The organism is Spirochaeta thermophila DSM 6578, from assembly GCF_000184345.1.
Lineage (GTDB): Bacteria > Spirochaetota > Spirochaetia > Winmispirales > Winmispiraceae > Winmispira > Winmispira thermophila.
The window spans coordinates 526,894-551,882 of the sequence record NC_017583.1; the positions used below are offsets into that span (position 1 = coordinate 526,894).

Sequence of the window (24,989 nt, forward strand, 5' to 3'; positions counted from 1 at the left end):
TGTTTTTTCACAGGTATTTTCTCAGAAATGCGAGCTTCTTGTGAAGGTGGTGCTGCTGGCCGCCTTCGTGATCGTTGTAGGTGTACACCTCGATTTCCTTGGGACCCGCGTACCGGTTGTAGGCGGCGAAGACCGTACTCGGCGGACAGATGGTGTCCATGAGGGCCACCGAGAAGTAGCCACGGGCCCGGGCATGCGAGGCGAAGTGGATGCCGTCGAAGTAGGAGAGGGTGGTGAGCACCTGCTCCTCGCGGTGGCGGTGCACCTTGAGGAAGTCCCTGATCTCGGAGTAAGGATCCCGGTCGGTGATCGTGACGGCACGACGGTAGTGGCAGAGGAAGGGTACGTCGGGGAGGCAGAGGGCCACGCGGCTGGAGAGTCCGGCCGCGGCGAGGGCGAGGCCTCCGCCCTGGCTTCCCCCCGTGACGGCGATCCTGTCCGGATCGACCTCCTCGAGGCGGGCGGCCGCCTCCACTGCGCACGCGGCATCGGCCATGAGTCTGCGGTAGTAGTAGGTCTCTCTCGAGAGGATGCCCTGGGTCATGAAGCCCGGGCGGGAGGGATTGGCCCCCTCGTCAGGAAGATCGGGGGTGTCCCCATGGATCCAGCTGCTCCCCTGTCCCCGCGTGTCCATCACGAGGTAGGCATACCCGGCAGAGGCAAAGGTGAGCCAGTGGTAGGGATAGCCCCTTCCTCCCCCGTAGCCGATGTACTCCACCACGCAGGGAAGGGGGCCCCTCGCATCCTTCGGAAGGATATACCAGGCCCTCACAGGCTGTCCCCCGTACCCCGAGAAGGCAAGATCGAAGACACGGAAGACCTGGAGGTGGAAGTCCGGTCGTTCCTCCATGGAGAGGATTTTCCCTCCCTCAGGAGCCTTTTCCTCGAGGGTGGATTCCCAGAAGGTCATGAAGTCCTTTGGCTCCTCTTCTCCTGGATCATAGGTGAGGAGTTGTTCGAGTGGAAGGTCGTAGAACGCCATAGCGCCTCCTTAGCTGGTGCATCTAGGAGAAGGATACCGCGTGAGGAGGCTTCTGTGTAGCGAGGGACGACGATTTCCGGGGGCTCTTTTTTTCCATGGGAACATGAAAAAGCCCCCTTTCGGGGGCCACGTGGGGAAGGGATGGGCCCAGCAGGACTTGAACCTGCGACCCGCTGATTATGAGTCAGCTGCTCTAACCAACTGAGCTATAGGCCCGGAGCATGTAAAAGATGTGCCGAAAAGCGTCGTTTTGTCAAGGGCGGGGATCATGGGGGACTGTAACATCGAGTGTTGAAAAAGGCGGGGAAAAAAGATAAGGGGTATCTCCCACCACCAAACCTCTGAAAGAAGGAGGAGATACCCCATGAAGCGTGGTAACACACGCACACTGATTGATACACAGTATACCCTCTCTGATCTGATGAAGCAAGTGGAGGCCCAACTCGGCACTGTCAAGGGGGAGTGTTGAAGAGCCTTTTGCGCTGTACTGCTTTTTTTAGTAACCCAACGGGAATCCTGGGCAACAACGCGCTGTAATGTCTGCTTAGGGTGTCAACGTTACCGTATTCTCATCCGGAATAGTACTCAGAACGGTACACTATGCACGATGGTTTGCTCGCGTTCACTCCACCACGGCGGTTCTGTATCCGAACTGGACACACCTTCCCTCAGGATTCCTCAAGGGAACGTGGATACGGGGGATCGGTTTCGGTAAGACCGCTCGTTAGGCCGCAGGCCTGACCAGGGAGCGCATCTGGTTCGGCTGGTTCTCTCGCACTCGTCCCAGGGCAAGGGCACTCATGACAGAAAACACCAGCGTAAGGTGAACCGACAGTTTCTCCTGCCCCCGGATCGTGTGGAGTTCCAGGCTAAAGCTTCGATCCAGCCGGCTGTGGATCCGCTCCAAGGCCGTTCGCTTGGCATACTCCCGCTTCCACCGATACGAAGACCGGGCGAGAGGCGTGAAGACTCTGCGGTCCGTGGAGAGGGGGATCCGAATACAGGAGGCCAGAGGACAGGAGGCTTTGCCTGCACACTCATACCCATAGTGCACCGCAGGACAGCCGTACTTCAACGTGCCCCGCTTCTCTTCAAATCCCCGGTAGGCCATCTCCCGCTGCGTCCCCGTGGCCATACAGACACAACTCACCGTCCCCTGGTAGTCATACACCACGTTCGGTGTCCCTGCCACCAGCTTCGTCTCCTCTCCATCTTTCCACAGGTTGCGAATATCGATGACCGGTTTGATCCGGTGCTCGTGCCACAACAGATCTATCAACGTGCCATCATCATAGCCCCGGTCGGCCGTGAACACTTCCGCCGCCTTGAGTATATGCGGCCTATGGCGATCCAGGGACCGAATCAGCTTTCGCATCACCGGCACCTCGTGCTTTGAGGCCCGACTCACCGTAAAGGCCACCGGCAGTTCATACGCTGTATCCGCAAGGAGGTGCACCGTAAACCCGAACCATTTCTTTACCGACTTCTGTACCTCCCCCCGTTCATTCTGATACACATACTCATGACACCCCCAGTCCGCATCGTGCTCCCCTCGCCGGTCTCCGGCACCCTTCCCCCTTCGACGGGCAACGCTTGCTATCCCCTTCCCATCGGCTCCCAGCCGCCGCCCAAATCCAGGCAGCTCCCGGTAGCACTGATCCACCGGGCTGGTAAACACCCTTACCAGTGCTTCCCGGATACTCCGCTTCCTCAAGGTGGAAAGAAACCGGCTGTACGCGCTGGCACTGGGTACCGCATCGCTTCCCCGGGTAGGATCACATCCACACAGGTCCCTCAGTTGCCCGTTCCGCAAGAGCTCCCGGCGTAGCTGCTCGATGCTCGGGTGCTGAAACACTATCCCCGCAACGAGCGAGTTCCACATCGCCCGTACCGGATACTCATTCCGGCCTCTCCCCCGCCTCTGTTCCAGCTGCTGCATCAGTTCCTCATCCGGCAGGTTCTCCAACACCAGCCGAAGCCGATGTAAATCCCCCAATGCTTCTACATCGTGCCAGCAAAAAAGTGATTTCTGTGCTATACTTGCCATGGGCCCCTCCGTCGGTTTTCTGCTACCATGATTCTATCATGGAAAAACCCGGGGGCCCTCTTTTTTGGGGTCAATTTTTCAACTCCGACCTCGTTTTCCCCTTCTATCGCACCTGTGGACCGCTTTTTTGGGGTAAAATAAATCCCCACCCGCTTGTAATTTCTTTACCTATCGTTGCGTGAAAACAGCGCAAAAGGCTCTGCTAGAATGACACTGTCACCTCCGCGGTTACGAGACCGAGACGCGCTGTAGGAGAAACCCCATAGAGCTCTCCGCTGTCAACCCCTTCCTTGAGAAGCAGGTTGCCGGATCGATACTCGAGAGAGATTTCTACGGAAGGGAACACTTCGAGCAGAGAGGAGACGAGGAAGGAGAGACTATCGAGTTCATCCCCACCGTACACCTGCACAACCCCCATTCGAGGGACGAAGATCCCCAAACGGGTCCATACCTCGGTAGCGAGGACCGCTTGTGAGGCAGCGAAAAGATCCTCGGAAGGACTCCCAAGCAATTCTCCCACCAGAGCCATTCCCACCCCTTCGAGAAGGCCCGGAACCTCCTCTTCCGGCTCATAGAGGGAGAGTTTGACAAAATACGTATCGGGCTCGTCAGACCTTCCCAGACCCATAAGGTAGGCCACCGTCAGACCGATTCCCGATTCGACATCTTCCTCCTTGCCGAACAGCTCTACATCATCGTCGGGATCATAGGTGTTGGTCACAACCCCGGGCCAAAGCACATTGAACGCTCCCGAGATCTCTACGACACCTCCCACTCCTCCATTCTCGCCCTCGATCCTCACATCGGCACCGAAAGAGGGACGTATGGTAAAGACATCGTTCAGAGGGGTGAGTGTGTAGATCAGAACACCTGTCGCAACCGGATTCCCCTCAGCGCCTACGGGTTTGCCCCCGTTTCCAAACGCGAACCCTCCCACTCCGGTAATCCATATCCCGCTCACATCCACGCCTCCCTCGAGAGACACAAAGCCCGCGTTGTCCTCGTTCGCGCCGGTACCTGTACCCTCGTCCCAATCATGGGGTGTTGAAAAGGAAAGAGTCGCATAGTAGGTACCGGCTGAGACACCCGCAGCGACCCCGGGGTTGTCGACATACCCATCCACATAAAGGTACGGCTCGTCGAGGAGCACGTGATCCAACAGATTGTCCAGGTACGCATAGTCCACGCCTGCGTAAGCCGAAGACACATCGAGAAAAAACGAGCCATAGCGGACTTTTGCGTACACGTAGGGGACCTCATAGGAATATTCCGCATCCCCCTGTTGAATCTGAGTAGTCACCCTGAAGATGAAAGCATCCTCGGGAGGATAATCCCAATAAGAGATTTCCCCATATCCCCCCTCCACGGGGTATTCTTTTCGATTCCATACCCTGGCAACGATGGTCGTCTCCACCACATTCTTGATACCGAATTCCCCACCATCGAGGTCGTATCCCGCCGTTGCAGAAGCCTCAATGGAAAGGGAAAGATCCGTCTCCACCGGTTCCCCCGCGAAGACGACACACGAAGGAAGAACGACGCAGAAAAACAGAAGCTCCTTACGTTGAAGCAGATTACGAAGCATCACACCCTCCTCATCGGCAGAGCATTGATTTATTAGCTTTTTTATCAGATTTAAAACCCTCTGTCACTACCTCTCCCGGGAAAATGCCCCCATGATCCCCGCCCTGTTGAAACTCAGTAATAATGTCACCCCTAGGACTCGATAAAAATGTCACCCCCTGAGAGAATGGGGGGATGATCGAGATGAGTCTAAAGGAATTAAAACGAGCGGAAGTGTTGGGGAAGATGGAAAGCCAAGGTCTGACGAACGAGCAGGTAGCGCAGATCTTAGGGGTGAGCAAACGGCAGGTGCAGCGGTGGAAGAAGAGGCTCCGGGAAGGGGGGATCGCGGGATTGCGGCATGGGAACCGAGGCAAACCGTCGGGGAATCGGAAGGAGGAGGAGTTTCGGCAGAGGGTGGTGAGTAGGTATCGGGAGAGGTACGGGGATTTTGGGCCGACGTTTGCGAGCGAGCAGTTGGCGAAGGAAGGTCTTGAGGTGGATCACGAGACGCTACGCAGGTGGCTGCTGGAGGAAGGAATCTGGGCGAGGAAGAAGAGGAGGAAGCCGTACCGAAGCCGGAGGAAATGGCGGGCCTGTTTTGGGGAGCTGGTTCAGTTTGACGGGTCCCCGCATGATTGGTTTGAAGGACGGCGCAGTGCCTGTTGCTTGATGGTGATGGTGGATGATGCGACGGGGATCACGTATGCGCGGTTCAGTGAACAGGAGACGAGCGCTGCGGCGATGCAGCTGCTGTGGGGCTGGGTGGAGCAGTATGGGATCCCGATGAGTCTGTACTGTGACTTGAAAAACGCCTACAAGACGCTGCGGGAACCGACGCTGGAGGAACAGTTGGCGGGCAAAGAGCCGAAAACCGCATTCGAGCGGGCGTGCGACAAACTGGGGGTACAGATCGTGAGTGCGTATTCGCCGCAAGCGAAAGGGCGGGTGGAACGGCGGAACGGGATTCTGCAGGATCGGTTGGTGAAGGAACTGCGTCTTGCGGGGATTTGTACGATCGAGGAGGCGAACCGGTACTTGTGGGAGACGTTCCTGCCTCAGTTCAACGAACGCTTTGCGGTAGAAGCGGAAGACTCGCAGGACGTGCATGTGCGATGTACCAAAGAAACGAAGCTGAAAGAGATCTTTTGCTTTGAAGCGAATCGAGTCGTACAAAACGATTACACAATCTACTATGAGAGGCAGGTGCTGCAGATCAAGAACGACAAAGGCTTCCTTCCTCGGCCGAAACAGAAGGTCCTGGTTCGAAAATACCTGGATGAAACGATCTCCCTGTTCCATGAGAATAGGGAGTTGAAGTATGAGCGGGTAACTCCTGCACGGCGCACCAAACAGCGGGCAGGATGAAGAGAATACTACCCAGGGGGTGACATTTTAACTGAGTTAAAAAGGGTGACATTTTTATCGAGTCTTGACATCGTGAAGACTTACGCCTTGCGAGGGAAGCTCGATTCTGGTACCATACCTCCCACTACGCAGGTCGAAGGAGCAGATGATGAAGCAGAAGGAAGTGCTGCTGGAGAAGGTGTACAACCCCAAGGAGTTCGAAGAACGCATCTATGCCACCTGGATGGACCACGGTGCCTTCATGCCGAGAGAAGGTGTAGGGAAGCCCTTCGTCATCGTCATCCCTCCGCCGAACGTGACCGGTGTACTCCATATGGGCCATGGGCTCAACAATTCCCTGCAAGACATCCTCATCCGTTACCACAGGATGAAGGGAGAGCCCACGCTCTGGATCCCCGGTACCGACCACGCGGGAATCGCGACGCAGAGTGTGGTGGAGCGAAAGCTGTGGTCCCAGGGAGTGGATCCGCGCTCGCTCGGGCGGGAGAAGTTCGTGGAAATCACCTGGCAGCACGCCCTCGAACATAAGAAGATCATCATCAATCAGCTCAAGAAGATAGGAGCCTCCTGCGACTGGTCACGGGAACGGTTCACCCTCGATGAGGGGCTCTCCAAAGCAGTGAGGGAGGTGTTCGTCTCCCTCTACGAGAAGGGGCTCATCTACCGGGGTACCTATCTCGTGAACTGGTCTCCGGGGCTCAAGACCGCCCTCGCAGATGACGAGGTGGAGTACCGAGAAGTCCAGGGGAGGCTCTACTACATCCTCTACCCGGTGGCCGACAGCGACGAGAAGGTGATGATCGCCACCACCCGGCCTGAGACCATGCTGGGTGATACCGCGGTGGCGGTCCACCCCGGGGACGAGCGATATCGGCACCTGGTGGGGAAGGAGGTGATCGTCCCGCTGGTGAACCGAAAGGTGAAGGTGATCGCCGACGAGTACGTGGACCCTGAGTTCGGCACCGGGGTGGTGAAGATCACCCCTGCGCACGACTTCAACGACTTCGAGATAGGGAGGCGACACAATCTCGAGTTCATCAATATCTTCAACCCCGATGCCACGCTCAACGAGCACGTGCCCGAGAAATACCGGGGGCTCTCGCGCGAAGAGGCCCGGGCCCGGGTGGTGGATGACCTCAAGAGTCTCGGCCTCCTCGTGAAGGAGGAGCCCCACGTGCATCAGGTGGGACACTGCTACCGTACGCACGTGCCGGTAGAACCCTACCTCTCGGAACAGTGGTTCGTGCGGATGGACACCATGGCCCAGAAGGCCCTCAAGGCCTGGGAAGAAGGAAAGATCCAGTTCTTCCCCAGGAAATGGGAGAACACCTATACCCACTGGCTGAGGAACATCCGTGACTGGTGTATAAGCCGACAACTCTGGTGGGGACACAGGATCCCGGTATGGTACTGCGACGACTGCGGGGCGCAGATGGTCCTCAGGGAGGATCCCACCGCCTGTACCTCGTGCGGCAGCACCAACATCAGGCAGGACGAGGATGTGCTCGATACCTGGTTCTCCTCGTGGCTTTGGCCCTTCTCCACGTTGGGCTGGCCTGAGGAGACCGAGGATCTCAAGCGGTTTTTCCCCACCACCACCCTGGTGACCGCCTACGACATCATCTTCTTCTGGGTGGCCCGTATGATCATGGCGAGCCTCGAGTTCATGCACGAGGTGCCGTTCCGCGACATCTACATCACCGGTCTCGTCCGTGACAAGCAAGGCCGGAAGATGTCCAAGTCCCTCGGGAACGGCATCGACCCGCTCGAGATCGTGAATGTGTACGGCGCCGACGCCCTCAGGTTCACCCTCGCCTTCCTCGCCGCTCAGGGACAGGACGTGCTCCTCGACAAAGACACCTTCCAGGTGGGGGCCCACTTTGCCAACAAGATATGGAATGCCTCGCGCTTCATCCTCATGAACCTTGAGGGGAGAAGACTCATTCCTTTTGAAAAGATAGAGAAGACCGATATTGACCGCTGGATTCTCCACCGCCTCAATCGTGCGGCCGCCGCGGTGAGTGATGCACTCGAGACCTACCGGTTCAACGAGGCGGCTCAGACCGCGTATGAGTTCTTCTGGAGCGACTTCTGTGACTGGTACATCGAGAGCGCCAAGCTCTCGCTCAACGGAGATGACGAGCAGGAGAAGGATCGTATCGTCTCCCTGCTGCTCTTCGTGCTCGAGCAGGCGCTCAAGCTGTTGCATCCGTTTCTCCCGTTTGTTACGGAAGAGCTCTACCAGAAACTCCCCACCACCGAGGGGCTGCTCATCCTCGCCTCGTTTCCCGAGCCGAGGAAGGAGTGGGAGGACCCTGCAGCCGAGGCCTCCTATACCGTGCTCCAGGAAGTGGTGCGAGGGGTGCGATCGTTGAGGAGCCAGTTCACCATTCCACCGTCGGTGAAGTTCAGGGTGGTGGTGCGATGTGAGGATGCAGGTCTCCTTGAATACCTCCGGGCTCACGAGGCACTCATGAAGCTCCTCATGAACGTCGAGGATCTCTCGATACAGCAGGAGCCGCCTCTTCGGGCCGGAGCGGTGGTGGTGGTGGGCAAGGGGTTCGAAGTCTACTCGTACGTACGCGACCTCATCGACGTGCCGAAGGAGATCGCGCGCCTTGAAAAGAAGATCGCCAAGCTCCAAGGGGTGCTCGACAAGGTGGAGAAGAAGCTCGCCAACCCGCACTTCGTGGAGAAGGCCCACCCCCAGGTGGTGGAGGGTGAGCGGGCAAAGCAGAGGGACCTCGCTGAACAGATCGCCAAACTCCGAGAGTACGAGGCCCTGCTCAAGGGCTGATTCCACCGGGATGTAAAAGAGGGAGGCAATGACCTCCCTCTTTTTTCATGCCTTCTTAAGGGGTACTGCGACCAGAAGGCTTCAGGTGACCTTCTCCCACGTCCCGCTCTTCTCGGAGCGGAAGAGGGCGTCGAGCACCTTCTGGTTGGCGATGGCGTCCTCGGGCGGAATGGGGAGCGGCATCGCACCCCTCACGGCGAGGGAGAAGGCCGTGAACTCGAGGCCGTACTGGTCGATGGCCTCGGTCTCCACCACCCTCGTGCCCACGCTCGTCTGGACAGTGACCTTTGCCGGTACGTCCGGGTACATGTTGAACGGGATCTCGATGGAGAGATACCCCCGCGAGCCGTAGACCTGGACCTGCTGCCGGGGGAAGGCGCGGGTCCCCACCGTGAAGACGGCCCGCGGTCCGCCGAAGTCGAGGATGCCCGAGGAGAGGATATCCACTTCCAGCTCAGGATCGCGCTGGATGAGGGCCACGACCCGCTCCGGCTCCCTCCCCATGAGGAACCTGCTGGAGGAGACCGCATAGCACCCTATGTCGGGGATGGCGCCCCCGCCCAGTTCCTTGCGGTTGCGGATGTTGGAGGGATCGGGGTTGTGGTAGGAGAAGAAGACGTGGATGTTCTGGATCTCCCCGATCTCGCCTGCCGATACCAGGCGCTTTGCGTGCTGCCATTGGGGGTGGAGCCGGTACATGAAGGCCTCCATGACGAGCACCCCCTTGTCGAGTGCGTACGTGATGGCCTCTTCGGTCTCCTTCGTGGACATGGTGAAGGGCTTTTCACAGAGTATGTGCTTGCCCGCATCGGCGGCCTTCTTCACGTACTCTGCGTGCATGGTGTTGGGAAGGGGGATGTAGACCGCCTCCACCTCCGGATCGGCGAGCAGGTCCTCGTAGGATTCGTAGGCCTTCCTGAATCCCAGCTCCACGGCTGCGAGCTTTGCCCGGTGGAAGTCCCTCGAAGCGATGGCGATGCGTTCCACCACCCCCTCGTTCTCCAGGTCGTCCATGGGATTGTGGACGCGGAGCCTGTAGTGACCCGACACGCCCAGCACGCCCCAGCGGACGGGTTGAAAGTCGTCGTGTTCCATGTGCATATACGCCTCCTCCCCTCAGGGTGGAACGGAAGAGGGGTGAAGGTCAAGGGTCGGGGGCGGGGAAACTGAAGGAAAATTCCTGACTTATTTTGACAGGAATATCGATGTGTGCTACTGTTTTTCGGTAAAAACAATGATTTTTATATAAATATCATGCAGTAACGGAGTTCCGATGCGTCACAGGGCTTCTGTCGTGCTTGCAGTGTTCTTCCTTGCCGTGCTCTTTCTCGGGGCTCAGGAATCCCCCGACTATCGGGAGATGGTAGCGGATATCGAAGGTCTCCTCGAGGGAGCGTATGCCTCTTACCTGGAGGGGAAGGCGGAGGACGCGCGGAATGCGGTGCAGGATGCGTACTTCGAGGTCTTCGAGAATCTCGAAGGCCCCATCCGCATCAATCTGGGCATGCAGGTGAACGTGGAGATGGAGGGGCTGTTCGCCGATATCCGGACGCTCATCTCGGAGGGAGCCGATCGGGACGAGGTGCGCCGGAAGATCGATCTCCTTCTGGCCCGCCTCCAGGAGATACTCCCGGTGGTGGATGCCGGACACGTGCTGGTCGCCGAGGCCGGTGAAGAGGAGACTGCGAGGGGAGAGGCGCCGCCCGAGTGGGTGGCCACCGTGGACTTCATAGAGGGGGAGTTGCGTGGGGCGCTAGATATGTTCGCCTCAGGGGACGTGGATGGTGCCGTGGAGCGGGTACGGCAGACGTTCTTCGCCGGCTACAAGAACACCGGTCTCGAGATCGCCATCCGGACCCAGCGGTCCCAGAGCGAGAACTATGCCTACGAGGCCGCCTTCAACGATGTGGCGAAGCACATGAGGGAGAGCGGCTCCCTCTTCCTCGCCGAGGATGCGGCAGCCCGTCTGGTCTCGGCGCTCCGGGATGAGATCGTGGGGCTCGAGGTGCCCGAGGGGGCGGGGATGTCCCCGAAGACCGTGCAGGGAGAGGAGATCCCCGAGGCGGACTGGGGTGTCGTGGTGGGCCAGGTGAGCGCGGCGCTGGAAGAGGCCCTCTCTCTCGCCAGGATGAGCAGGGGCGTGGACGCCGCGCGCGTGATCCAGAACTCCTATTTCGATCACTTCGAGGCCTCGGGTATGGAGACTGCGCTCGGGGTGCGTGATCCCGATCGTAAGCTGGAGATAGAGGGGGCTTTCACGGCCCTTGCGTCCGCGCTCAAGGAGGGTGACCCCGAAGCGGAAGCGTACGGGAGGAGGCTCGTCTCGCTCCTGGATGAGGCCGCGGGGGCCTTCCGGGGGGATGGGGAGGATCGTGGAGCTTCTTCGTGTACTCTCTCCTGATCATCCTCCGGGAGGGGGTGGAGGCCATCCTCATCATCATGGCACTCGTGGCGTTCCTCACACGGAGCGGCAATACGGACAGGATCCGGACGATCTATCATGCCTCCCTCTCGGCCCTGGTCCTCAGTGTGGTGACCGCGGTCGTCTTCTCCTGGGTCTTCCGGGTTTCCGGGGCGGCCCGCGAGGTCCTGGAGGGCGTGACCATACTTCTCGCCGCCGTGGTGTTGGTGGGGGTGAGCTACTGGCTCCTCTCCAAGGTGGAGAGTGAGGTGTGGATGAGGTACCTCAGGGGCAAGCTGCAGGTCGCGCTCTCCGAGAATTCGGTGCGCGCCCTCTGGTTCACCGCGTTCCTCGCCGTGTACCGTGAGGGGGCCGAGACGGTACTCTTCTACCAGGCCCTTGCCGTGGACGCCGGCACCACCTCCCATTTCTTCATGATACTGGCCGGGTTCCTCGTGGGTATCCTCGCCTTGGGGGTGGTGTTCTACCTGCTCAAGGAAGGGGCCATGAGGCTCCCCTTGGGTCCCTTCTTCGCGGTGACGGGCTCGTTCCTCTACTACATGGCGTTCGTCTTTGCGGGAAAAGGGGTGATGGAGCTCATCGAGGCCGGCGTGGTGGAACCTCGGGTCCTCGTCCCGGGGCTCTCCGTACCCTTCCTCGGGATCTATCCCTACTGGCAGACGCTGCTGCCTCAGGCGTTGCTTCTGGTGGCGGCGGGAGTGGCGGCGGTGGTCTTCATCGTGCACCGGCGCACACGGGTCGTGGTGCGACCCGAAGAAACCCACCCGGATGCATCCGGGAGAAAGGAGTCATAGATGAAGAGGTTCATCCTCGCACTGTTTCTCATGACGGCTTTTGTTGGGGGATTGTTCGCACAATTCGTCGAATATCCCATCGGCGAACCGCAGAGGATCAACGGAATGGAGGTCGCTGCGGTGTACCTCAAACCAGTGGACATGGAGCCGAGGGGGAGCGGCCTGCCTGCGTCGCTCTCGGACATCCACCTCGAGGCCGACATTCGTGCCGTCGAGGGGAACCCGAACGGGTTTGCCATAGGGGAGTGGATCCCCTATCTGAAGATCTCGTTCGAGCTCATCAACCTCGATACGGGTGAGCGGCAGACCGGTGTGTTCATGCCCATGGTGGCAGCCGACGGTCCCCACTACGGTAACAACATCCGCATGATGGGGCCCGGTACCTATAGGCTCGTCTATCGTATCGAGAATCCCTCCTCGCAGGGGTTCCTCCGGCACACCGATGCCGATACCGGCGTGGGGCGTTGGTTCGAACCATTCACCCTGAGCTGGGAGTTCACGTACGTCCCCATCGAGTAAGGCGTGAGGCCATGATCGCCTTTTCAGCATAACAAAGGAGTGTCCGCCCGGTCTGTCCCGGGCGGACATCTCCCTCTCTCCGGAGGCTCGGGTATGGATGTGGTGAGTGCGATCCTCGGGACGTTGCTTCCCCTCGTCGTGATCGTTTCCCTGCAGGAAGAGGGGTGGGGCCGGCGCTCAGGGGGATCCCCGGTTCGTGTTCCCATGTTTCTGTTGCTCCTCGTCTGGTTGTCTGCGCCGCTCGCCGTGGATCTGGGGCTCTATCGGTGGTTCAGGTTGGGTGTGCTCGTGTTCACCATGGCCTCGATCCCTGTATTCTTCTCCCGGGCGAAGGCGGTGTCCGTATGGGGCCTGGGGTTGTGGACAGGGCTCGTGCTCTGGGAGTATTTCACCGATCATCCGGTGACCGTGGTGAGTCTTCTCAACAGCGAGTTCGTGGCGAGGATGCTCCTCATCGCAGGGAGCGTACTCCTCCTGCTCCTCTTCCATCACTATCTGCGCCTCCTCAAGGGATCGGTGCCGGGGCTTCTCTCTTCCCTGCTCGTGGGAGGAGGGCTCCTGGTGCTGGAAATCGTCCTGGCCGGTGAGGTGGTGCTCGAACTCGTGAGGGCGGGCGTGCTCCCCCCCTCCCGCGGCCTGGTCGGTTTCTCCGCCCGGACCACACGATACGGACCCCTTTCGGGATACCTCTTCCTCGCGGTCTGTGCGGTGATGGTGGGGTATGTCGCACTCGTGCACCGACCGCGGCACGCGGCGGCGGAGCCGGAGGAGACGGGCCCGGAGCGGAGGAAGAGGTGTGCAGCCGCGAGGAGGCACCGGAGGCGGACGGCCGCCGGGGTGGTGGTCGTCCTCATGGTGGCCTTTCCCCTGCTCTTCCAGGACATATGGGGAGGAAGGGCCCCGCGTCTCTCTGCCGCCGAAGAGGTCGCCCTCTCCCCGGCTTCGGGTTCGGTGGAGATCCCTCTCGAGGAGGTCTCGGATGGAAATCTCCACCGCTACGCGTTCCTCTCGACGGAAGGCACGGCTGTGTGTTTCTTCGTGATAAACCGAGATCCTTCTGGGATGGATCCCGTCGCCGTGCTCGATGCGTGCATGCTCTGCGGTGATGCCGGATACGTCCAGGAGGGTGAGGACGTGATCTGCGTGGCCTGCGGGGTGAAGATGTTCATCCCCACCATAGGTGAGCCGGGGGGATGTAATCCGATCCCCATCGACTACACCGTCACCAGGGATATGGTGATGATAGGAGGCGATGTCCTGGAGAACGCAGCGGTGTACTTCCTCCAGGAGGAGTCGTTCTGAGTGTGAAGCGACACACGTTCGTCGCATGGAGGCCGTATGCAAGGACGGATCATCGCGGGATCCTTCCTGAGGGATCCCGGCAAGAAGGTGCTCGCAGGCGTGACGATGCTCTTCGCCTCGGCGCTCGTCTCGTTGCTCCTCAATCTCACGATGGACATCGGGGACAAGATGGCGAGGGAGCTCTCCTCCTATGGGGCGAATCTGCTCGTCACCCCCCGTACGCGCTCCACGGGTCTCAGGATAGGGAGCGTGGCATACAATCCGTTTGAGGAGGAGGCATTCCTCGAAGAGTCCGACCTCCCTAAGATCAAGAGTATCTTCTGGCGGCACAACATCACCGCCTTCGCCCCCTTCCTCGAGAGTACGGCCGCACTGTCGAACGGGGCTTCGGTGCCCCTGGTCGGCACCTACTTCTACAGGTCGATACCGGTCCCGGGTGGGAGGACCTTCTCCACGGGGGTGAAGACCCTCTACCGCTTCTGGGAGGTGGAAGGGAGGTTCCCGGAGGACGAGGCGGAGACGGTGGAGGTGCTGGTCGGGACGTCCCTCGCGCGTCGGCTCGGGGTCCGGCCTGGGGAGGTCCTCACACTGGAGGATGGTGGATCACTCCTGGTCACGGGCATCCTGGCATCGGGAGGGGAGGAGGACGAGATGATTCTCGCTCCGCTCTCCTTTGTACAGCGACATGGAGGCCTCGAGGGAAAGGTCTCCTACGTGCGGGTGGCGGCCCTCACCACGCCGGAGGATGCCCTTGCGAGGCGGGCGCGGCGGGATCCCGGCTCGCTCACCGATAGGGAGTGGGATCTCTGGTACTGCACGGCCTACGTGGGGGCCATCGCATACCAACTGGAGGAGGCGATTCCGGATGCCCGGGTCTCGCCCGTCTGGCAGGTGGCGGCCGGCCAGGGCGAGATCATGACCAAGGTACAGTTCTTCCTCGGGGTGATCACCATCGTGGCCACCATCGCGGCGGCCCTCGGAATCTCCTCCATCATGACCACCGTGGTCCTCGAGCGGTCGCGGGAGATCGGATTGATGAAGGCCCTGGGCGCACCACGCTTCCTCATCCTCTCCCAGTTCTACGTGGAGGCGGGGGTCATCGGCATCCTGGGAGGGGCCATGGGCTGGGCATTCGGGTACGGGATGAGCGGAGTGCTCTCCCTGCAGCTCTTCGGAAGAGGGGTGGGGTTCAGACCTGTTGCCATCCCCCTCGTGCTCCTCACCTCCCTCTTCTGCTCGCTCTTCGGGACATGGTTCCCCTCGCGGTCTTCGCCGGATTCGTCGTCAAGGCCCTCGTCAACCAGCGCAACAGGACCGGCGTGATCCTCCTCTCCCTGGTGGTGGGAGCCGCGGTCTTCTCCGCCGTCTCTCTCGTGACGCTCGACGTTCCCGAGAAGATGAGCCGCGAACTGAGGAACTTCGGGGCGAACGTCCTCATCGTCCCTGCAGAGGGGATGACCGAGGTCCCGGAGGATCGCGTGGGAGAGGTCGTCTCCTCGTTTCCCGGGGAGGCCCTGGTGGGGTGGAGCCCTCTCCTGTACGGCAAGGTGCGTCTCGATCTGGGCGAGGCGATGCTCGCGGGTGGAAGATTCCCCGACATGAGGAAGGTCTTCCCCTACTGGCAGGTCGAGGGTTCCTGGATCGGTGTGCCCTTCGACAACCGAAACGTCATGATGGGCTCTCGTCTCGCCGAGGAGATGGAGCTCGAGGTGGGGGATGAGGTCGTCCTCTACGGCGGGGACCGGGCAACACGATGGCGCATGCGTGTGAAGGGGATCGTCGAGACGGGCGGGGAAGAGGAGCTTCAGCTCTTCGTGAACATCGAGGTGGCGAGGGCCGTGCTCGACCGGGCCGAGGGCGTGGATCTCGCTGCCCTGAGTGTGGATACCCACGCGGTGGACCTCGAGTCCCATCTCGGACGGATCCAGGAGCGATTCCCCGACGTGCAGGTGAAACCCGTCCTGCAGATCGCCCGGTCCGAGGGTGCGGTGCTCGAGAAGGTCCGCGGCCTCTTCGTGGTGGTGGCGGCGGTGATGATGCTCATCGTGGTCATTTGTGTGATGACCACCCTCATCGCGGTGATCTCGGAGCGTCGGTACGAGATCGCCCTCATGCGGGCCATAGGGGCCGAGCTCTCCCATGTGGTGAGGAGGTTCGTCGCGGAACTCCTGGTGCTCTCGTCTTCTGGTGCCCTCGTGGGGGTGGTGCTGGGGTGGGGGATCGCCCAGTGGATAGGACGTTCGGTGTTCGGCACGTGGATCGATCTCGAGGCGGTGATACTCCCCTCGGCCCTGGTGCTCACCGGTCTGGTGGCCCTCGTGGCCGCCTTTCCCGCCCTCTGGATCGCGGGCCGAATCGACCCGGCCCGCATCCTCAAGAACGAGTAGACGTGAGGAGGTGAGACATGCGTTGCGTTCTGGAGCTCAAGGATATCACCCGATCGTACGGGTCGATCGATGCCCTCGACCGGCTCTCCCTCCGGGTGGAGGAAGGGGAGTGGCTCGCGATCATGGGGCCCTCCGGTGCAGGAAAGACCACGCTTCTCAACATACTCGCCCTCCTCGACACTCCCACCTCAGGGGAGTACATCCTCGATGGGAGGAAGACCGCCAGCCTCTCGGAACACGAACGGGCCGTGCTTCGGAGGGAGAAGATAGGGTTGGTGTTCCAGCAGTTCCATCTGGTACCCTACCTCACCGCCCTGGAGAACGTGATGGTCGCCCAGTACTATCACAGTATGGCCGATCGGAGGGAAGCGGAGGCGGTGTTGAGGAAGGTGGGGCTCGGTGAGCGCCTCTCCCACAGGCCGTCCCAGCTCTCCGGAGGCGAGAAGCAGCGGGTCTGCATCGCCCGTGCACTGGTCAACGAGCCTGCGCTCCTCCTCGCGGACGAGCCCACCGGGAACCTCGACGAGAGGAACGAGGGGATCGTGCTCGACCTCTTCCGCGCGCTCAAACGGGAGGGGCGGACCATCATCATGGTGACCCACAACCCCAATCTGGCGAAGGAGGCGGACCGCATCGTGTACCTCAACCACGGCAGGATATCGCCCGTGAATCCCTTTGTGGAGGAGGTGGTGGATGCGCGTCCGTAGGGCCTTGTCCGCAGTGGTGGGGGTGCTGCTTCTCACGGCCGCGGGGTGTGGCCCGGAGCGCATCGTGCTCTCGGGCCTTGCGGACGGCCGGTACGAGGTGGTGCTCTCCGATCGCAGGGTGTACGGCTATGTAGCCTATATGGTGCTGGAGGTGAGAGGTGGACGGATCGCGGCGGTGGAGTACGACGAGCGGAACCCCCGCACCGGTCGTTCGAAGACGGGCGATGAAGCGCAGAACCGGGAGATGATGCGTCTGAGCGGGAGGGAATGGGGCGAGGTGGTGGAGGATCTGGAGGGGCTCGTGCTCGGGGCAGGGAGCGAGCTCAGTCTGGATGCGGTGAGCGGGGCGACGAGGACCTCGGAGGCCTTCCGGGAGGCGCTGCTGAGGGCGCTGGAGGAGGCGCGGGGAGGCGCCTCCGAGTAACCAGACCGCATTGATCCCCACATGGGCATCGGGGTCTCACGATACAGTAGGCTCGAAGAATGAGCCGATTCCGGTGAGGCGTTCCGAGATCTCCCAGAGGCGGCGGGCATCCTCCTCCCGGTACGACCTGGGGGATGAGGGAATGGGCTTCCCGAACTTCCAGTACTTTCCCCCGATTTCTTCGAAGGGGAGGTCGCATCCCACCGTTACAATGGACTGAGCAGAGAACTCCGGGCTCACCCCTTTCTTTCGTCTGAAATACCACACGAGTCGTGAGATCGGGGATGTGTGTTTGAACCCCATGTCGGTGGTGACCAGGCCCGGATCTATCGCACATGCGGTGACAGGAAGTCCCCGGGCCTTCAGTCGCCGCTCGAGCTCATAGACGAAGAGGACGTTCGCGAGCTTCGATTGCCCGTAGGCGACCAGCCCCTGATAAAGTGTGAGATTGGGGTTGCGCCAGTGGATACGTCCCTGGGCATGGGAGCCTGAACTTACCACCAGGATGCGACCTCCGCCAGGAGCCTTTGCACTACGTGGGAGGAGGAGGTGGGTGAGGAGGAAGGGCGCGAGGTGGTTCACCGCGAACTGCACTTCTATTCCCTCGGGTGAGAGACGCTTTTTGGAGGTGTAGATGCCGGCATTGTGGATGATGAGGTTGAGATAAGGTGCGGAAAGCTTCCCGGCACACTCCCGGAGTGCTCTCTGGGATGAGAGGTCCACCTCATAGATGGTGAGCCTGGAGGTCTCGCTCCCCCGGGAGGAGAGCCAGTCGATGAGCTCTGCAGTTCGGGCGGCACTCCGGGCCGTGCCCAGGACGAACCAGCCTCGTGCGAGGAGCTGAGCTACGATGTGTCGCCCGATTCCACCTGTAGCTCCTGTGACAAGGGCGTACCGGGTATTGTTCATTGCGCCTCCTGTGTGATGGTGTTCATTCTCTCAAGCTTCAGTATAAAACAAAAGAATAAAAAAATCAATTAAAACACTTGACTAAAACCCGTATTCATATTACCCTCTTAAACGAATGTTTGAAATAACTGATTGGAGAGTGCCATGGCGTATGCTTTTGTGACGGGCGCGAGCAGAGGATTGGGGCGGGCCTTTGCCGAGGAGCTCGCAAAGCGGGGGTTCGATCTCCTCCTCGTCTCGCTTCCGGGGGAAAGGCTCCCCCAGGTTGCCTCATCCCTGAGGCGACGCTACGGCATCGAGGTGGACGTGCTGGAGGGTGACATCACCTGTCCGGAGACTCGTACGCATGTTCGTGAGATCCTCTCCCGCTATGGGAGTCTCACTGTGGCGGTGAACAATGCGGGCTATGGTCATCCAGGTCCTTTCGATGTGTGGGATGTGGAGGAATGGGAAGTCATGCTCCGGCTCAACGTGGAGGCCACGACCGCCCTCTCACACCTGGTGCTCCCCTTTCTGGAGAGGGGGCGCCCTTCGTTCCTCCTCAATGTGGCTTCCCTCGCGGGCTTCTTCCCCATGCCGTTCTTCGGTGTGTACGCCTCGTCGAAAAGCTATGTACTCCACTTCACCCTGGCTCTCGGAGAAGAGCTCAAGGGGAGAGGGATCTCCGTGAGTGTGCTGTGCCCGGGGGGTGTGCTCACCAATGCCCGCTCGATCGATGAGGTGAGGGCGCAGGGGATCGCAGGGCGGCTCTCGAGTTTTCCCCCTCACAGGGTGGCCTTGTATGCACTTGAGGCGCTCTTCAAAGGAAGGCCTCTCATCATCCCGGGATGGTTCAATCGGTTCCTGGTCACGATCGCATCCGTGGTCCCGAAACAGCTCGTGGCCGTGGTGACGGGCATGCGCTGGCGACCGGTGGCCCACACCATGTTCCACCCCGAGCGGTGTGCATGGAAAAAGAGGGCCCCTCATCCCTCACGAGGGGTATGATCCTCGGGGATGATTCCCGCACGGGTGAAGAGATCGAAGAGGGTCTTCAGATAGGTCTTCCCGGCCTCTTCGTCGATAGGTCTTCCGAGGATGAGCTCGAACACCGGGGGAAGGACGAAGGGCATGAAGACCGCACTTGCAATGATGGCAGTGAGATGTCGTCTCTTTTCCTCTGAGAGGTGGGGGTTCGTCTGACCAAGGATATCGACGAGAGAGTGGAAGAAAATGCGCATCCCCTCTTCCTGGAAGGAGTAGGCAAACTTTCCTTCATTGAAGAGCGAGTGGAGGTGCGCCTGGGTGAGCCTGGGATAGGTGAATCCGCCTCTGAAGAGCTCTTCGAGCACGCGTCTCAGACGCTCTGCAGGGGGAAGCCCCTCTTCCCTGAGAGCGTCCCGGGCATCTTCGAATGAGTTGCGCACCGTGATCCGCATGGCCTCTTCCAGCAACTTGTCTTTTGAGCGAAAATAGTAGTTGATGGCCGCGATGTTCACACCTGCCTTTTCTGCGATTTTTCGTATGGTGACGTTAGGAAGTCCGTACTCTTCGATGCATTCGATCGTGGCGAGGAGGATACGCTCCTGTGTCGACGGGGTTTCCACCTTTACGCTCCTTTGTTTTAAACTTATGTTTATACTGCCATGTGGCGGGTACGCGTGTCAACGAGAAAAGGAGGCAGTATGGCTTCCCGTGTGATATTCGAACGCATCGAGGTAAGGCGGATCAAGGCCCTGCTGGAGGAGTGGATACGTCGTTTCCCCTCGCGGCTCGCTGGCACCCCAGGGTGTGATGAGGCCGGAGCGGCGATCGAAGAGGCCTTCCGGCAGGCAGGGACAAAGGCGTGGAGGGAGTCGTTCGTCTGTAGCCCCGATGCCTTCATGGGCTACCATGTCTACGTCTTCCTCCTCTACGCGGTGGGGGTGGTCTTTCTCGCCTATGGCTGGCCTGTTGTTGCAGGACTCTGCTTTCTCGTAGGGCTCGCCATGGACCTCGGCGAGTTCGTGCTCTTCCTCCCTGTGGTGGACAGGTTTTTTCCCCGCCGTGTGTGCAGGAACGTGATCGCCGAGATCCCTGCTGCAGGGGAGGAGCGCCTGGTGGTCTACGTGTGCGCGCACCACGATGCAGCCCGCGAGCTCCCCTACCTCAAGCGGAGGCAGGTCCTCTACCCCCTCAAGGTCCTCGGAGGCGAGGCCTTCACCCTTGGGGCGGCGCTCTGTGCCCTGGGCGTGGGGCTCGGGTGGTGGACCCTCGGGCCGGGGTGGGTGATCTTCTTTGTGCTGGGGATTCCCTTTCTCTTCCAGCGTGCCACCTTTGTCTTCAGGCACGGGGTGCCGGGGGCGGGCGACAACCTCGTCGCCTGCGCCATGCTGGTGGAGCTCGCCCGGCTCTATGCCCGAAGGCCACCACAGTACGTCACGCTCCGCCTCGTGAGCTTCGACGCCGAGGAGTCGGGCCTCCGGGGTTCGGCGGCCTTTGTACGACGGCACCGGGATGAGCTTCAGGGAACGCCTGTGGTGGTGCTCAACATCGACAGCATCTACCGGAGGGAGGACCTGCAGATCCTCGTCTCCGACATCAACGGGCTGCTTCTCCTCTCCGGCGAGCTCGCTTCCCGGGTGGCTCGGTGGGCCGAGGAGGCGGGTGTGGGGCTCCCTGTGAGGCGCATGACCTTTGGCGGTGGCGGTACGGATGCCGCCTCGTTTGCACGCGCAGGCCTTCCGACCATTTCTTTGATCGGGATTGCCAACCGGATGATACGGCGGAGGCTCGTCTACCACACCATGGCCGACCTGCCCCCTGCGGTGGAGGATGAGGCGGTGAGGGACCTCATGAAGGCGCTTCTCGTGGGTCTCCGGAGGCTTGATGAGGAGGGGTATGCCGTCTATAAGGAAGGGAAGACCGTGCCGAAAGGAGGACGGGATGAAGGTGCGACTCGTGATAGACGAGGAGGTGTTCGAGGCTGAGCTCTTCGATACCCCTCTGGGAAGGGCGATCGCTGCGCTCCTCCCCGTGGAGGGGAGGGGGGCCTTCTGGGGGAGCGAGATCTATTTCCCCATCGCCCTGAGGAGGTCGCTGGAACGGCCACAGGAGCTCGTGCAGCCCGGGGATCTCGCCTACTGGCCCGGCGGTCCCTCGTTCTGCATCTTCTGGGGACCCACCCCCATAAGCGGCCCCGGGGAGATACGTCCTGCGAGCGAGGTGGAGGTCTTCGGGAGAATCACCTCTGACCTGGCCGGCTTCGATCGCGTGAAGCGGCCGGTGGTGCGCGTGGAGCGGGTGGAGTGATGCTTATCCGTGAGTTGGTATTTGGTATAATTCTCTTCCCAATCTGGTAACTTATTGACGAGGGGGTAGAAATCTGCTAACGCTATTTTAGGTACATTGAAAAGTGAGAGCAAAGAATGAGTGAACTCAAGAAGGTGATATACAAGGCCCATCGTAAGAATCAACGGGAAAGAATATTGAATGCTGCGGGGAAACTTTTTCTCGAAAAGGGAGTGGATAGTGTGAGTATAGAGGCTATTGCCAAGGAAGCAATGATTACAAGGAGAACTATATATCAGTATTTCGATAATAAATTTGAAATAGCACTGTACTGCGCCCATTAAGTCAAGACAAAAAGGGTAGGAGCCTTTTGCGCTGTACTGCTTTTTTTAGTAACCCAACGGGAATCCTGGGCAACAACGCGCTGTAATGTCTGCTTAGGGTGTCAACGTTACCGTATTCTCATCCGGAATAGTGCTCACAACGGTACAATATGCACGATGGTTCACTCGCGTTCTCTCCAGCACGGCGGTTCTGTATCCGAACTGGACACACCTTCCCTCAGGATTCCTCAAGGGAACGTGGATACGGGGCACTGTCAAGGGGGAGTGTTGAAATTACGCTGGAGCTGATAAGGGGTGCGTCTCCCCACCTCTTGTATCACCTGCATGCCCACCACGTAGAGGCCTACCACCTCATCCGCATGGGCAAGACTCATATACCCGGGATACCGTCGCAGAAAGCTCCTCATGTGCCGAACCAGGTTCTCCGCAAGGTTGCTCGTCCTCACCTTCTTCTTCCACGCATAGGGTAACTCCAGATAGGAGAAGAGCCGCTCCTTCCGCCACAGGAGGGCGGCCGTCATCCGGGGAGCCTTCGGCGCCCACTTCTTCACGAATGCCTCACACGCACCCTCTGCCTCCTCCTTCCCTCCTGCCTCAAAGAGCTTCCAGTACTCCGCTCGAAAAGCTCGCCTCTCCTTCTGGAGGTCTGCGTTCTTCCCCTTCCGTTCCCCCATATCCTGCAGGAGCTTCTGTTCAAGCGTCCGCTGCAGGTGCCACAGACATATCTGCTTTTTCGCCTCGGGATACACGGTCTCCACCGCCTGCCAGATGCCTTCTGCCTCATCGGCCACCACCAGCTCCACCTCCTCAAGCCCCCGCTCGTAGAGCCCGGTAAGGAGTCGCTCGTAGCTCGCTCGGTCCTCACGCGCTGCAACGATCCAGTCAAGCAGCTCGTGTGTCCCGTCCTCCTTCACCCCCACGGCACTTAAGACCACCAGCTTCTTCTGATCGCTCCCCCGCCTCTTGGCCCATACCCCATCCAGCACAAGGGCCTTCACCCCGCTGAGGGGCCGCTTCCGCCACCGCTCTTTCTCTTCGCGAAGACGTCTGATGAGCCTCAGCAGGGTCTGCGGGTGAGCCTCTCCTATCCCCAGCTCCCGTAAGAGAATGGTCCACGTCCGCGCACTCATCCCTCCCACATACCCAAGCAGAAGTTCCTCGGTGAGGGCCTTGAGCCTGTGCTCATAGGTCACCAGCCTCACCTCTTTCCCGCAGCTGGTACGGATACGCGGCACGCGTACCTCAGTAAGGGTTCCCCATGGGACCTGCACGGTCTTCCACTTCCTGTAGCCGTACCGGTAGTAGGAGACGTCCTCAGGACCTCCTCTGGCATATCGGTCTCTTCCCACTACCGCATCTCTGAGTGCCTCAAGGAGGCGCTCCAGGTAGCTCTTGTACGTCTGGAGGACGTGCTCCCGTACCTGGTCTTCCACTTGCCTCATCAGGCGAGAAAGGGTAGAGTGTGTCGCAGGTACATGTGTCATGGGGTATCTCCTCCTTAGCTGTAAGTGTGTGTTGGTGGGAGATACCCCTTATCTTTTTTCCCCGCCTTTTTCAACACTCGATGTTACAGTCCCTGGATACGGGGGATCGGTTTCGGTAAGACCGCTCGTTAGGCCGCAGGCCTGAGCAGGGAGCGTATCTGGTTTGGCTGGTTCTCTCGCACTCGTCCCAGGGCAAGGGCACTCATGACAGAAAACACCAGCGTGAGGTGAACCGACAGTTTCTCCTGCCCCCGGATCGTGTGGAGTTCCAGGCTAAAGCTTCGATCCAGCCGGCTGTGGATCCGCTCCAAGGCCGTTCGCTTGGCATACTCCCGCTTCCACCGATACGAAGATCGGGCGAGAGGCGTGAAGACTCTGCGGTCCGTGGAGAGGGGGATCCGAATACAGGAGGCCAAGGGACAGGAGGCTTTGCCTGCACACTCATACCCATAGTGCACCGCAGGACAGCCGTACTTCAACGTGCCCCGCTTCTCTTCAAATCCCCGGTAGGCCATCTCCCGCTGCGTCCCCGTGGCCATACAGACACAACTCACCGTCCCTTGGTAGTCATACACCACATTTCTTGTCCCCGGGACCAGCCTGGTCTGTTCTCCATCTTTCCACAGGTTGCGAATATCGATGACCGGTTTGATCCGGTGCTCGTGCCACAACAGATCTATCAACGTGCCATCATCATAGCCCCGGTCGGCCGTGAACACTTCCGCCGCCTTGAGTATATGCGGCCTATGGCGATCCAGGGACCGAATCAGCTTTCGCATCACCGGCACCTCGTGCTTTGAGGCCCGACTCACCGTAAAGGCCACCGGCAGTTCATACGCTGTATCCGCAAGGAGGTGCACCGTAAACCCGAACCATTTCTTTACCGACTTCTGCACCTCCCCCCGTTCATTCTGATACACATACTCATGACACCCCCAGTCCGCATCGTGCTCCCCTCGCCGGTCTCCGGCACCCTTCCCCCTTCGACGGGCAACGCTTGCTATCCCCTTCCCATCGGCTCCCAGCCGCCGCCCAAATCCAGGCAGCTCCCGGTAGCACTGATCCACCAGGCTGGTAAACACCCTTACCAGTGCTTCCCGGATACTCCGCTTCCTCAAGGTGGAAAGAAACCGGCTGTACGCGCTGGCACTGGGTACCGCATCGCTTCCCCGGGTAGGATCACATCCACACAGGTCCCTCAGTTGCCCGTTCCGCAAGAGCTCCCGGCGTAGCTGCTCGATGCTCGGGTGCTGAAACACTATCCCCGCAACGAGCGAGTTCCACATCGCCCGTACCGGATATTCATTCCGGCCTCTCCCCCGCCTCTGTTCCAGCTACTGCATCAGTTCCTCATCCGGCAGGTTCTCCAACACCAGCCGAAGCCGATGTAAATCCCCCAATGCTTCTACATCGTGCCAGCAAAAAAGTGATTTCTGTGCTATACTTGCCATGGGCCCCTCCGTCGGTTTTCTGCTACCATGATTCTATCATGGAAAAACCCGGGGGCCCTCTTTTTTGGGGTCAATTTTTCAACTCCGACCTCGTTTTCCCCTTCTATCGCACCTGTGGACCGCTTTTTTGGGGTAAAATAAATCCCCACCCGCTTGTAATTTCTTTACCTATCGTTGCGTGAAAACAGCGCAAAAGGCTCGGACCTGTCTTCTCTTGACAAATCCCCCCACTAATAAGAG

The 24,989-nt window shown here is 59.9% G+C and carries 21 protein-coding genes, 1 tRNA gene and 1 pseudogene; 14 read left to right on the forward strand and 9 right to left on the reverse strand.

Annotation, left to right across the window (positions count from 1 at the left end):
• Positions 1-7: 7 nt before the first annotated feature.
• The 4 genes from SPITH_RS02200 to SPITH_RS02215 all read right to left on the reverse strand — a co-directional run bounded on the left by SPITH_RS02200 (position 8) and on the right by SPITH_RS02215 (position 4,614).
• Entirely contained in the window at positions 8-982 is a 975-nt protein-coding gene (locus SPITH_RS02200) for an acetylxylan esterase (protein WP_014624118.1), read from the reverse strand.
• A gap of 142 nt (positions 983-1,124) precedes the next feature.
• A tRNA-Ile gene (locus SPITH_RS02205) sits at positions 1,125-1,198 on the reverse strand.
• Positions 1,199-1,706: 508 nt separating this feature from the next.
• Entirely contained in the window at positions 1,707-3,029 is a 1,323-nt protein-coding gene (locus SPITH_RS02210; RefSeq protein ID WP_014624120.1) for a transposase, read from the reverse strand.
• Positions 3,030-3,231: 202 nt separating this feature from the next.
• The gene (locus tag SPITH_RS02215) at positions 3,232-4,614 is read right to left on the reverse strand and encodes a hypothetical protein (protein WP_014624121.1); all 1,383 of its coding nucleotides are present in this window, start codon (positions 4,612-4,614) and stop codon (positions 3,232-3,234) included.
• Positions 4,615-4,787: 173 nt separating this feature from the next.
• Between SPITH_RS02215 and SPITH_RS02220 the strand changes: the two genes are divergently transcribed.
• Positions 4,788-5,960 (forward strand): ISNCY family transposase, encoded by a 1,173-nt coding sequence (locus SPITH_RS02220; protein ID WP_014624122.1) that lies wholly within the window; start codon positions 4,788-4,790, stop codon positions 5,958-5,960.
• Positions 5,961-6,108: 148 nt separating this feature from the next.
• Positions 6,109-8,757, forward strand: coding sequence for a valine--tRNA ligase (locus SPITH_RS02225; RefSeq protein ID WP_014624123.1), 2,649 nt, complete (start codon positions 6,109-6,111; stop codon positions 8,755-8,757).
• Between the two features lie 81 nt (positions 8,758-8,838).
• On the opposite strand, the gene SPITH_RS02230 is transcribed toward SPITH_RS02225, so the two are convergent.
• The gene (locus SPITH_RS02230) at positions 8,839-9,858 is read right to left on the reverse strand and encodes a Gfo/Idh/MocA family protein (protein WP_014624124.1); all 1,020 of its coding nucleotides are present in this window, start codon (positions 9,856-9,858) and stop codon (positions 8,839-8,841) included.
• Between the two features lie 172 nt (positions 9,859-10,030).
• Here SPITH_RS02230 and SPITH_RS11750 point away from each other — a divergent pair, with 172 nt between their 5' ends.
• The 8 genes from SPITH_RS11750 (at position 10,031) to SPITH_RS02265 (ending at position 17,312) form a co-directional block, all read left to right on the forward strand.
• Complete coding sequence (locus SPITH_RS11750; RefSeq protein ID WP_052296243.1) at positions 10,031-11,158, forward strand: hypothetical protein; 1,128 nt, start codon at positions 10,031-10,033, stop codon at positions 11,156-11,158.
• The gene (locus SPITH_RS11755; RefSeq protein WP_052296244.1) at positions 11,143-11,973 is read left to right on the forward strand and encodes an FTR1 family iron permease; all 831 of its coding nucleotides are present in this window, start codon (positions 11,143-11,145) and stop codon (positions 11,971-11,973) included. The genes SPITH_RS11750 and SPITH_RS11755 overlap by 16 nt, the downstream gene beginning before the upstream one ends.
• On the forward strand, positions 11,974-12,492 hold the full coding sequence (locus SPITH_RS02240; RefSeq protein ID WP_014624125.1) for an iron transporter: 519 nt from the start codon (positions 11,974-11,976) through the stop codon (positions 12,490-12,492). It abuts the gene before it with no gap.
• 93 nt (positions 12,493-12,585) lie between these two features.
• Positions 12,586-13,794: a Fe-S-containing protein gene (locus tag SPITH_RS02245; protein WP_014624126.1), complete on the forward strand. Its 1,209-nt coding sequence runs from the start codon at positions 12,586-12,588 to the stop codon at positions 13,792-13,794.
• Between the two features lie 36 nt (positions 13,795-13,830).
• Complete coding sequence (locus SPITH_RS02250; RefSeq protein ID WP_014624127.1) at positions 13,831-15,117, forward strand: ABC transporter permease; 1,287 nt, start codon at positions 13,831-13,833, stop codon at positions 15,115-15,117.
• A complete protein-coding gene (locus SPITH_RS02255) occupies positions 15,045-16,181 on the forward strand; it encodes an ABC transporter permease (protein ID WP_041623978.1) in 1,137 nt (378 codons plus the stop codon). Before SPITH_RS02250 ends, SPITH_RS02255 begins: the two co-directional genes overlap by 73 nt.
• A 17-nt stretch (positions 16,182-16,198) precedes the next feature.
• Positions 16,199-16,888 carry an ABC transporter ATP-binding protein gene (locus tag SPITH_RS02260; RefSeq protein ID WP_014624129.1) on the forward strand — a complete coding sequence of 230 codons (690 nt, stop codon included), beginning with the start codon at positions 16,199-16,201 and terminating at the stop codon, positions 16,886-16,888.
• Complete coding sequence (locus tag SPITH_RS02265; protein ID WP_014624130.1) at positions 16,875-17,312, forward strand: FMN-binding protein; 438 nt, start codon at positions 16,875-16,877, stop codon at positions 17,310-17,312. Before SPITH_RS02260 ends, SPITH_RS02265 begins: the two co-directional genes overlap by 14 nt.
• 36 nt (positions 17,313-17,348) lie before the next feature.
• Here the strand turns inward: SPITH_RS02265 and SPITH_RS02270 are convergent, their stop codons facing one another.
• Positions 17,349-18,221 (reverse strand): SDR family NAD(P)-dependent oxidoreductase, encoded by an 873-nt coding sequence (locus tag SPITH_RS02270; RefSeq protein ID WP_014624131.1) that lies wholly within the window; start codon positions 18,219-18,221, stop codon positions 17,349-17,351.
• Positions 18,222-18,365: 144 nt separating this feature from the next.
• Between SPITH_RS02270 and SPITH_RS02275 the strand changes: the two genes are divergently transcribed.
• Positions 18,366-19,208: an SDR family NAD(P)-dependent oxidoreductase gene (locus SPITH_RS02275; protein ID WP_014624132.1), complete on the forward strand. Its 843-nt coding sequence runs from the start codon at positions 18,366-18,368 to the stop codon at positions 19,206-19,208.
• On the opposite strand, the gene SPITH_RS02280 is transcribed toward SPITH_RS02275, so the two are convergent.
• Positions 19,187-19,807, reverse strand: a complete 621-nt coding sequence (locus tag SPITH_RS02280) for a TetR/AcrR family transcriptional regulator (RefSeq protein WP_014624133.1) — start codon at positions 19,805-19,807, stop codon at positions 19,187-19,189. The genes SPITH_RS02275 and SPITH_RS02280 overlap by 22 nt on opposite strands.
• Before the next feature lie 78 nt (positions 19,808-19,885).
• On the opposite strand from SPITH_RS02280, the gene SPITH_RS02285 reads away from it, so the two are divergent.
• The 3 genes from SPITH_RS02285 (at position 19,886) to SPITH_RS02295 (ending at position 21,814) form a co-directional block, all read left to right on the forward strand.
• On the forward strand, positions 19,886-21,169 hold the full coding sequence (locus SPITH_RS02285) for a M28 family metallopeptidase (protein WP_014624134.1): 1,284 nt from the start codon (positions 19,886-19,888) through the stop codon (positions 21,167-21,169).
• Positions 21,126-21,491 (forward strand): cyclophilin-like fold protein, encoded by a 366-nt coding sequence (locus SPITH_RS02290; RefSeq protein WP_014624135.1) that lies wholly within the window; start codon positions 21,126-21,128, stop codon positions 21,489-21,491. Before SPITH_RS02285 ends, SPITH_RS02290 begins: the two co-directional genes overlap by 44 nt.
• Before the next feature lie 116 nt (positions 21,492-21,607).
• A complete protein-coding gene (locus SPITH_RS02295) occupies positions 21,608-21,814 on the forward strand; it encodes a TetR/AcrR family transcriptional regulator (protein WP_014624136.1) in 207 nt (68 codons plus the stop codon).
• A gap of 254 nt (positions 21,815-22,068) precedes the next feature.
• Here SPITH_RS02295 and SPITH_RS02300 read toward each other — a convergent pair whose 3' ends face one another.
• Complete coding sequence (locus SPITH_RS02300; RefSeq protein ID WP_014624137.1) at positions 22,069-23,298, reverse strand: IS256 family transposase; 1,230 nt, start codon at positions 23,296-23,298, stop codon at positions 22,069-22,071.
• Between the two features lie 128 nt (positions 23,299-23,426).
• A pseudogene (locus tag SPITH_RS02305) lies at positions 23,427-24,749 on the reverse strand (transposase).
• Between the last annotated feature and the right edge of the window lie 240 nt (positions 24,750-24,989).